The organism is Candidatus Viridilinea mediisalina, from assembly GCF_002532535.1.
Classification (GTDB): domain Bacteria; phylum Chloroflexota; class Chloroflexia; order Chloroflexales; family Chloroflexaceae; genus Viridilinea; species Viridilinea mediisalina.
In genome coordinates this window covers 1-8,984 of record NZ_NQWI01000159.1, presented here as the reverse complement: position 1 = coordinate 8,984, position 8,984 = coordinate 1, and the positions used below count along the sequence as shown (strand labels likewise).

7 protein-coding genes are annotated in these 8,984 nt (G+C 60.7%); all 7 read left to right on the top strand.

The window, feature by feature from the left end; translation table 11 throughout:
- Window positions 1-149: 149 nt before the first annotated feature.
- The 7 genes from CJ255_RS19945 (at window position 150) to hisC (ending at window position 8,883) form a co-directional block, all read left to right on the top strand.
- On the top strand, window positions 150-740 hold the full coding sequence (locus tag CJ255_RS19945; protein WP_097645839.1) for an NHLP leader peptide family RiPP precursor: 591 nt from the start codon (window positions 150-152) through the stop codon (window positions 738-740).
- A 134-nt stretch (window positions 741-874) separates the two neighbouring features.
- Window positions 875-1,114 carry a hypothetical protein gene (locus CJ255_RS19940; protein ID WP_097645838.1) on the top strand — a complete coding sequence of 80 codons (240 nt, stop codon included), beginning with the start codon at window positions 875-877 and terminating at the stop codon, window positions 1,112-1,114.
- Window positions 1,114-1,545, top strand: a complete 432-nt coding sequence (locus CJ255_RS19935) for a type II toxin-antitoxin system VapC family toxin (protein WP_097645837.1) — start codon at window positions 1,114-1,116, stop codon at window positions 1,543-1,545. Before CJ255_RS19940 ends, CJ255_RS19935 begins: the two co-directional genes overlap by 1 nt.
- Window positions 1,546-1,608: 63 nt before the next feature.
- On the top strand, window positions 1,609-3,411 hold the full coding sequence (locus tag CJ255_RS19930) for an LTA synthase family protein (protein WP_165774836.1): 1,803 nt from the start codon (window positions 1,609-1,611) through the stop codon (window positions 3,409-3,411).
- Window positions 3,412-3,417: 6 nt separating this feature from the next.
- Entirely contained in the window at window positions 3,418-4,845 is a 1,428-nt protein-coding gene (locus CJ255_RS19925; RefSeq protein ID WP_097645835.1) for a S41 family peptidase, read from the top strand.
- Window positions 4,846-4,899: 54 nt separating this feature from the next.
- On the top strand, window positions 4,900-7,662 hold the full coding sequence (locus tag CJ255_RS19920; RefSeq protein WP_165774835.1) for a type 2 lanthipeptide synthetase LanM family protein: 2,763 nt from the start codon (window positions 4,900-4,902) through the stop codon (window positions 7,660-7,662).
- Between the two features lie 129 nt (window positions 7,663-7,791).
- Window positions 7,792-8,883 (top strand): histidinol-phosphate transaminase, encoded by a 1,092-nt coding sequence (hisC, locus tag CJ255_RS19915; RefSeq protein ID WP_097645840.1) that lies wholly within the window; start codon window positions 7,792-7,794, stop codon window positions 8,881-8,883.
- Window positions 8,884-8,984: the final 101 nt, after the last annotated feature.

Genomic DNA, 8,984 nt, shown 5'->3' with positions numbered 1-8,984 from the left:
GACCCCAGCCGACTAAAGTCGGCACTCCATCGGAGACCAAACTGTAAAGTAACTATGAACCATGTCTAAAGCTGAAAGGCTGTTTCTAAAACCATCCCTAACAAAACCTTGCACCTTCGCGCCTTTGCGCCAAACAACAGGAGCCAACTATGTCCCAAACACCAGAACCAACCCACGACTTGAACGAGGCGATCGTCACGCGGGCCTGGACGGATGACACCTTCCGCGAGGCGTTGCTGCACGACCCCAAAGCGACGTTGGCAGCGACGTTTGGCGCTGAACTGCCCCCAGAAGTAGAACTCAAGGTGGTTGAAGAGACCGCGCTCACCCGCTACCTGGTGCTACCCTGGCAGCGCCCGATCAGCCGTCGCACCATGCTCAAAACCATGGGTGGCCTGATGGCCGCGATCGGGCTGGCCGGGTGGTTCAGCCTGACTACCGAGGTGCAGGCGCAGGCACAGCGCGACCCCGCCTTCCGCCAGGAGTTGCTGCGCGATCCGAAAGCGACGCTCAAGCAGAGCTATGGCACGGAGGTGCCCGACTTTGTGGCGTTGCAGACGCTCGAAGAGACGCCGACGCGGCGCTACCTGGTGCTACCGTTCCGCTCGCGGGTGGATGCGGACGATCTGCGCGACACGGAGCTTGAGGCGGTGGCGGCGGGCGGGCGCAGTTCGGCGTCGGTCGCTGGCTGTGGAGGTGGTGGTTCAGGCGGGAACGCGGCGGTGCTACGCTGCCATTAGTGGATTTGTATGTACTGTGACGAATCCCAGGGCTCAAGCTTCTGGGCTTTACGGGCTATCTCGTAAAGAACATGGGTACACTAACTGTTCAGACAGCCTCGAAGCATAACCTTTATTCAAGGATACCAAGATCTATGACCACGACAGAAACCCCGACATTGGATCATGTACTCATCTTGGCAACCCGCTTGCCGCCTGCCGATAAGCTCCGACTCATCGAACGTCTTGCACCCCAAGTTGCCCAAGTACTCCCAACGACTACCGAGATGCCTAGCACCATCCTTGCTGAGCTGGATGCGTTGGTTGCCGAGGCCACCGATCTCGGCCCCCTCGATCGCGATAGCATCGAGGTGATTGGTGAAATGAGGCGCTAGTGTACACCATTGACACCAGTGTCTGGGTCAACGCGACCGAGGCCGATGAGACGGATCATGTCACTAGCCGCGCATTCTTGCGCGAAAGCGCTACACGCTCGCTGCCCATAGTTGTCCCAACGCTCGTACTGGTCGAAGTGTCTGCTGCTGTGGGGCGTTTGCGTGGCGAGCGGCGCAGCGCACGCATTACGCACCTGCTCGCTCGCTGGCAGTGCATCACCTTCCACGACCTAGATCGGACGTTGGCAGACTCCGCAGCCCGACTTGCTCGTAGTCATCGGCTGCGCGGGGCTGACGCGGTCTATGTGGCCCTCGCACAGCGCCACAAGACTACGCTCGTTTCTCGTGACCGGGAACACCTCACGCGCTTGACGGGACTCGTACCCGTGCTGCATCCAGCAGCGGCTCTGGCTGCGCTGATGGGTAGGTGACGTAGATCCTAATATCTTGCCTACATCCCCCCTATGCTCCCAACCGAATCGCCATGGCACCAGATGATCGGACATCCCCTGGTGGGCTGCTTGCTCTTACTGGTCGCGCTGACGCTCTACAAAGGCAGCGTCCTCTACCGGGCGCAGAGCTACGAGCGCAACCTGCGCTTTCTGCTGGTTGTGCTGGGCAATGAAGCGCGCTTCTGGGCCTATCTCTGCCTGCTCGCCGCGCTCTCGCTGCTCACGAGCAGTGTGGTGCTGGGGCTGGCCTTGCGCCTTGGTGTAGCGCTTCCGCTGCTACTGGCGTTGTTGGACATTGGCATTTTTCTGAACTTCTCGCAACGCCTCACGCTGGCTGATCTCTATACCTTCACCTTCAAGCTGAACCCAACCTACACCTTTGCGGTTATCAAGACACTCGTGCGCCATCTTGGCCTTTGGAGCTATACCTACCTACTCTTGATCGTAGCATTTGTGTTGCTGCTGGTCTGGTTGCTGACCTACCCCGTCGCGGCCAATTACGCCCTTGCGGGCTGGCTCTGCGGTGCAGCGCTCCTGCTTGCGGCCTTCAGCGCCAGCATCGCCGCCCGTACCAGCGTCACCGCCGCGACCGCCAGCGTAGCCACGGCGACCACCCCGCCGCCTGTGGCCTACACCCATAGCGCAGCGATCAACGTGATCGATCTGCTGCGCCTCAATGCGACCAGAAACCGGCCCTATTCACGCGCCTTTGCCCAAGCCTTTTTGGCGCGCTACAACGAGCCGCCAGCCGTCTGCGTGCAGGGGCTGGGCGTCACCCCGCGCCCCAACCTTATCCTCATCATCCTCGAATCATTCTCCATGTGCCACAGCAAGCACCTGTCGGGCATCTTCAACTTTACGCCCAACCTCGACATGCTCATGCGCGAGAATGTGGTCTTTACCAACTTCTACGCCAATGGTGGCACCTCAACCGATGCTCTGGTGGCGCTGCTCGGCGGGACTGTACCACTGCCCTCACCGCGCTATGCCCGCGAGCCGACGCTCAACGTCTATGATCACTTCGACGAGACACTGCCCCGTCTGATGGGGCGGCATGGCTACCAGACGCTCTTTATGACCGCCGCCGATGTTGCTGCGTTCGGCGTGGGGGCGTGGGCCAGCACCATCGGCTTTGCGAGCGTGCAAGCGCGGGCCGACCTACAGCATGACCAATCGCGGGCGCAGGGCTTCAGCACGGCCACCGACGAGACGCTCTACCAGAATGCGATCTTGCATCTTCAGCGGTTGCAATCGCCCTACCTGATGGTGCTCGAAACCGGCTCCAGCCATGAACCCTTCATTGACCCCGACACCATGCGCGCTTCCGAAGGGCTCTGCATGCGCTACGCTGATCGCAAAATCTACGAATTTATCCGCTACCTCGAGGCAACCAACTTCTTTGCCAACGGCATGGTCATGATTGTGAGCGATCATCGGCGGCGCGGGGCGGTGTTGCCGCAAGAGTATGCGCGTTATGGCGCGGCAGCGCCCTTTCAGATTCCCATGATCATCATTGATGGCAAAAAAGAGCCGCGTACCGTCACCGCGCCCTACCAGCAGACCGACATCCTCACCTCATGGCGCTACCTGCTCGAAACCGGCCCGATCAACCTCAGCCCCTTGCAAGGCATCTTACTGCCCGAACCAAGCCACTCAGCCAACGTGATCCTGTCGCGCAACGTGTTCGATGTGTACGACAGCGTGAACGTGGTGCAGCACGGCATGGTGCAGCGGGTGCGGCTCGCCGGCGATGCAACCCGCTTTGAAGACCCGCAGGTAGGACGCAACGATCTCCTTGACATGATACACTATCAGCGGCTACGCTACGCAGGGGTGAAGGGGTAGAAAAGGATGCCCAAAGACCCAACTTGGATTGACCAACACAACCAGACCATGCGTTTTCTCTCCATCTTGGCCGATGTGTGGGGCCAGATCTATCTTTTCCATCCGGCGTTGGTTCGCCGCCCACAGCTACGCTGGGACGAGGTTCTGCTCAGGGCGATCCCAGCGGTTGAGCGTGCCCAGAGTCTGCCCGACTTGGTGACTGTGTTGAATAGTCTGCTCTTTCAACCGCTACGCGATCCCTCTTCCTTTGCTACACTGAGCCCCGTCCGCCCAGCCACACCCGCCACGGGCTTGCGGCGGGTGCATGAGGGTTGGAATGAACATGGGCGACCCTACATCTACCGCCAAACTTGGCAACCCATAGCCGATGCATGCGATCCGCATGTGATCAAGCTCTATCCCGAAGGGCTCTGTGTCCAGATCCACACCGCTCTCGCTTGGCCCGAAGATGAGCCGCCGCCGCCGCTCGCCTTTGCGCCACCAGGGGTGGAGCATACCATGCCGCTGAGTCGCGCTACACGGCTGTTGGGCCTCTTCAAGACATACAGCGTACTCGCTGCGCTCTTTCCGCTGACGAGTGAGCAGGCTGGCGACGGGCCGCATCAAGTGCCACCATTGCTCGCCACTTGGCTCCCATTGATCGCTGAGGCATCCGATCAAGCAAGTTTCTACCACCACATGAACGCACTCGCCGCGACGCTCCACGACGGCCACGCGACCGCTTGGCATCCTGATCTGCACGCAGGAGCCGCGCCACCTGAGCAGGCAGCAGAACCACAACTTCCCTTCCCCGTGCCTGAAGCGGTGCGCCATCTGCGTAAGCTTGGCCCTGATTTGGCCTACATGAACCCCTTTGCCATCCCCGATCGGCAGACGCTCCGCGAAGCCTTTGCGCTACTCACCGGCATCCGTGGCCTCATCCTTGATCTGCGTGGCTACCCCCGCTGCCACTTTCCGCAGGAGTTGATCCGCTGCCTCTGCCGCGAAACCGTGGTCTCGCCATGCTATGCCATTCCCCGCGTCTTCCATCCCGAACGCCAGTATCGGCAGTGGCGACACATTCAATACACGGTTACGCCCGATTGCGCCTACCCGCTCTTTGCCGAGCCGGTGGTAGCCCTGATTGATGTCACTACCCAGAGTGCTGCCGAAGATGTTGCCATGTATCTACGCAACGCAGCGCGGGCGGTCTTTGTCGGCGCAGCAACGCCTGGCTGCCACGGCAACGCGGCCTACATTGATCTGCCCGACGGCGGCTGGTTCTCGTTTACTGGCATGCGCGTCACCTGGCCAGACGGTACGCCATTTCAGGGAATTGGCCTCGCCCCCGATGTAGCGGTGGACGCGGGTGCAACCGGGCATGATAACATCCTCGCAGCGGGGGTTGAGGTGTTAACGAGACTCGTGCGCGAGCAGCACGGATGCACGCAGTAGTTTTGAAACCATCCCTAACAAATCTGTTCAAAAAACAGGATCATGCTGCCCAGTATGCCACCAACCACATTCAGCCCTCTCCTGCAACCACATGTACGCACGGCTGCCCACGCGCTTGATGCGCTGCTGGCCGACTATGGCGATCTTTGTGCGCCAAGTGTACGCATAGGTCTGCTGGCGCAGCTCGAGGGCCGCTTGAGCGAAGTCGTTACGCCGACGTTGCACCTGCTCTTTGCCGCCTTCTGTGCTGTGCGCGATCCGTTGCGTGCCGAGCAACCTGTAGAGATGAGCGCTCACCCGCTCTACCCCCACTTTGTGCAGCACATCCAACAGCAGGGGCTTGAGGTTGCGCTGCGCGAATTTCCCGTTCTGTGTAGTCTGCTCGATCGGCTCGGCCAAGATTGGCTTGCTGCCGCCGCTGAGCTATGCCAACGTCTGCGCCACGATAGCTACGCTCTCGCAGAGAGCTTTGGTGCATTGGGGCCAGTGATTGCTATCCGTGCCGGGTTGTCCGATGCCCACCAGCAGGGCCGCACCGTTATGGGCCTGAGCTTTGCCAATGGTACCAACCTGATCTACAAGCCCAGGGACATGGCGCTTGAAGCGGCTTGGTTCGATCTGCTCGCCTGGATTAACCAGCGCTATGGCCTGTTGCCCTTGCGCGTGCTGCGTCTGCTGCTACGCCCAGGCTATGGCTGGATGGAATATGTGGCAGAAGAGGCTTGCCTTGATCAAACCGGCGCTTGGCGCTACTACTACCGAGCGGGCATGCTGCTCTGCTGCCTCTACGTGTGGCAGGGTAGCGATGCCCACCATGAAAACCTGCTCTGCGCGGGCGAGCAGCCGGTCTTGATTGACCTTGAATGTCTCTTCCAGCCCGAATCCCGCTGGCAGAGCCAGATGCTTACGCCTACCCGCTTTAACGCCACCGTGCTACGCACCCATTTTTTGCCCGCATGGGAAATAGCAGCACTCCAGGACAGTAGCGGACTGGGGGGCCGATTGCCGCTGCTCAACGGGCAACCAGTTGAGCCCAGTGCCTACAGTGGTGCAATGGCCAGCGGCTTTTGTGCGCTCTACCGCCGCTTCCTCGGCGATGGTGCGGCGCTGGTTGACCCAGCGAGCCCCTTGCTGCCGTTGGCCGAGTATTGCACCCGGCCCATTCTGCGCGACACCGCTGTCTATGTGGCGCTGCGGCAGCGTTCGCTCCAGCCCGAACTGTTGCGCCATGCCGACGAGCGCCAGCGCTACCTGCTGGAGCGCTTGAGTGCGGCCATACCTGAGCCGCTCCGCACCCAGGAGGCGGCGCGCTGTGCGCTCGAAGCCCAGGCGATCATGCAACTCGACATTCCCCGCTTTGAAGCCCCTATCGGCAGCAGCGACCTGCACTTGCCCACGAGCGAACGCAGCAGCGCCTATTTTGCCCGCGATCCCCTGAGCCAAGTACGCCAGCGGCTGCTTACGCTTTCCGCAGACGATCTGGCCACGCAACACTACTGGCTGCGTGGGGCATTACACCTGCGCCGCCATGCGCTGCACATTGGCCCACCCAACGTTGCAACGCGGCTAAAGACTGGCCCAGCGCCATCGCAAGCTTTGCGCCTTCGCGCCGTTGCGTCAAACAACCTGTCAGGGTTCCACACCACCGCCCTTGCTCTTGCCGCCCAGCTTGAGCGCATGGCGGTGCCCACAGTTGATGGCTCACGCACATGGATCACGCTACACGCCGACCGCTACTATCGCTTTTGGCCCCAAGATTACCTGCTCTACGATGGCAACATTGGGGTGGCGCTGTTTCTCGCCGCCATCGCAAGCTTGGGTGGCCCTGAGCGCTACCGCGAACTCATCTACGCAACGTTGGCCCCTTTGCAGCAGAGCATCACCGCTGGGGCTCTGCCAGCGCAGATGAACCTTGGCGGCACAAATGGACTAGGCGGTTTGGTCTATGGGCTCGTGCGGATCAGCACCTTCCTGAACGATCCGCACATTCTCGCCCTGGCACAGGGCTGCGCCGCCGCGATCACGATGGAGCGTATTCAGCGTGATCAGCAATACGACCTCTTTGATGGCGCAGCCGGTGCAATCCTGGGTCTGTTAGTGCTCTACCAAGCAACGTCCGATCCAACGATGCTCGAGCGGGCCCACTGGTGTGGCTTGCATCTGCTTGACGGCTACTATGGGCGGGTAGAAAACACGTTGATTGCCACAAAAGAACCCAAAGGAACACCACAAAACGGCGGAATGGCCCATGGGAGTGCCGGTATCAACTACAGCCTAGCACGCCTGTATGCTGCAACGAAGACAGCCGCAGCGGCAATTGGCCCTTCAGGCAGCGCCTTTGTGCAGCGCTACAGCGCGGTGCCTGAGCGATTCACGGCAATCCAAGCAGTGGCGTCGCGCTCCGCGATGGCTGCGAGCTACTGCCAAGGCACAGCGGGGATTGGGCTCGCCCATGTAGGCATCCTCGCCAGCGTGGCTACGCCCGCACTACGAGCGGAGCTTGAGCGGGCGCTGGAGGCGACGGTCGCCGCGCCCGCGCACCCGCTCGATGTGGTCTGTTGCGGCAACTTCGGGCGCTACGAATGCATGCTCGAGGCGGGCAAACGTCTCCAGCGACCAGCGTTGATCGCAAGCGCCCGTGAGCAGGCGGCGCAGGCCGTGGCACGTAGCGGCAGGCTTGGCACCTTCAGGTTGTTTCACGACCTTCCGGCAAGCCTAGTACGCACCGGCTTCTTTCAGGGCTTGGCGGGCATAGGCTATACACTGCTACGTTTGGCCGCCCCGGAGCGCCTGCCGTGTGTGCTGTTATGGGAATAATCATAGAATTGAGGATGTGCCTATGCTATACTAGCTATGCCGAATGCGGCGCAACCCCTTCGTGAAGGTTGGCTGACTATGATGGAGATGGGCTTTCGCGTTCTTGATTATACAGCACAGCATAGACCTATGTTTACCCCTACAAGCCTTATTCGACCTGAGATTGCCGAACTGGAAGCCTATACGCCTATTCAGCCGCTTGAGGTGTTGGCCGAGCGTCTGGGGTTGCCGGTTGAGCGTCTGGTGAAGCTGGATGCCAATGAGAATCCCTACGGCCCACCGCCGCGTGTGTGGGCGGCGCTGGCTGATGAGCAGCACTATCACATCTACCCCGATCCGGGTCATAGCCGTCTGCGGGCGGCCTTGGCGGACTATACGGGCCAAGCTGCCGAGACGATTCTCTGTGGTGCCGGGGCCGATGAGTTGATCGATCTGATTCTGCGCCTGATTTTGAGGCCCGGTGAGGTGGTGCTTGATTGTCCCCCTACGTTTGGGATGTACAGCTTTGATACGGGGGTCTGTGGGGGGCGGGTGGTGCAGGTGGCGCGCCAAGCGGATTTTGGCCTCGATCTGCCCGCGATTGAGGCGGCGGTTGAGCGCCATAAGGCGCGGGTTATCTTCCTTGCGGCCCCCAATAATCCGAGTGGCAATCTGTTGCCACCAGCGCAGCTTGAGCGCCTGTTGGCGCTACCACTGCTCGTGGTGGTGGACGAGGCCTATCTGGAGTTTGCGGGCGTGGAGCAGGGCTATGCGCCTTGGGTGGCGCACCACGCCAATTTGGCGGTGCTGCGTACCTTTAGCAAATGGGCGGGTTTGGCCGGTATGCGTGTTGGCTATGGCATCTTCCCCCCTTGGTTGATTGAGCAGCTCTGGAAGATAAAGCAACCCTACAATGTAAGTGTCGCCGGGCAAGTGGCTGCGCTCGCCGCGCTTGAAGATCGCGCCTGGCTGCTCGCCAATGTGGCCCGCATCGTTGCCGAACGCGAACGGCTCATGCCCCGCCTTGCCGCCCTCCCCTACCTAGAACCATGCCCAAGCGCCGCCAATTTTATCCTCTGCCGCGTGCTTGAGCGCAGCGCCCATGCGCTCAAGCAGGCACTCGAAGCCCACGGCATCCTCGTGCGCTACTACCATACCCCCTTGCTCCGCGACTACATCCGTATCAGCGTTGGCACCCCGGCCCAGAGTGATGCCCTGCTTGGAGTGTTGGCTGACGTGTAGCTCAAGGTCAATACCTTGCAAATAAGCTCGCGCAAAGCCGCAAAGGTTTGGCGCTCATATGCAAAAAACTCTGCGCCCTTGCGCCTTTGCGTCAAGAAACC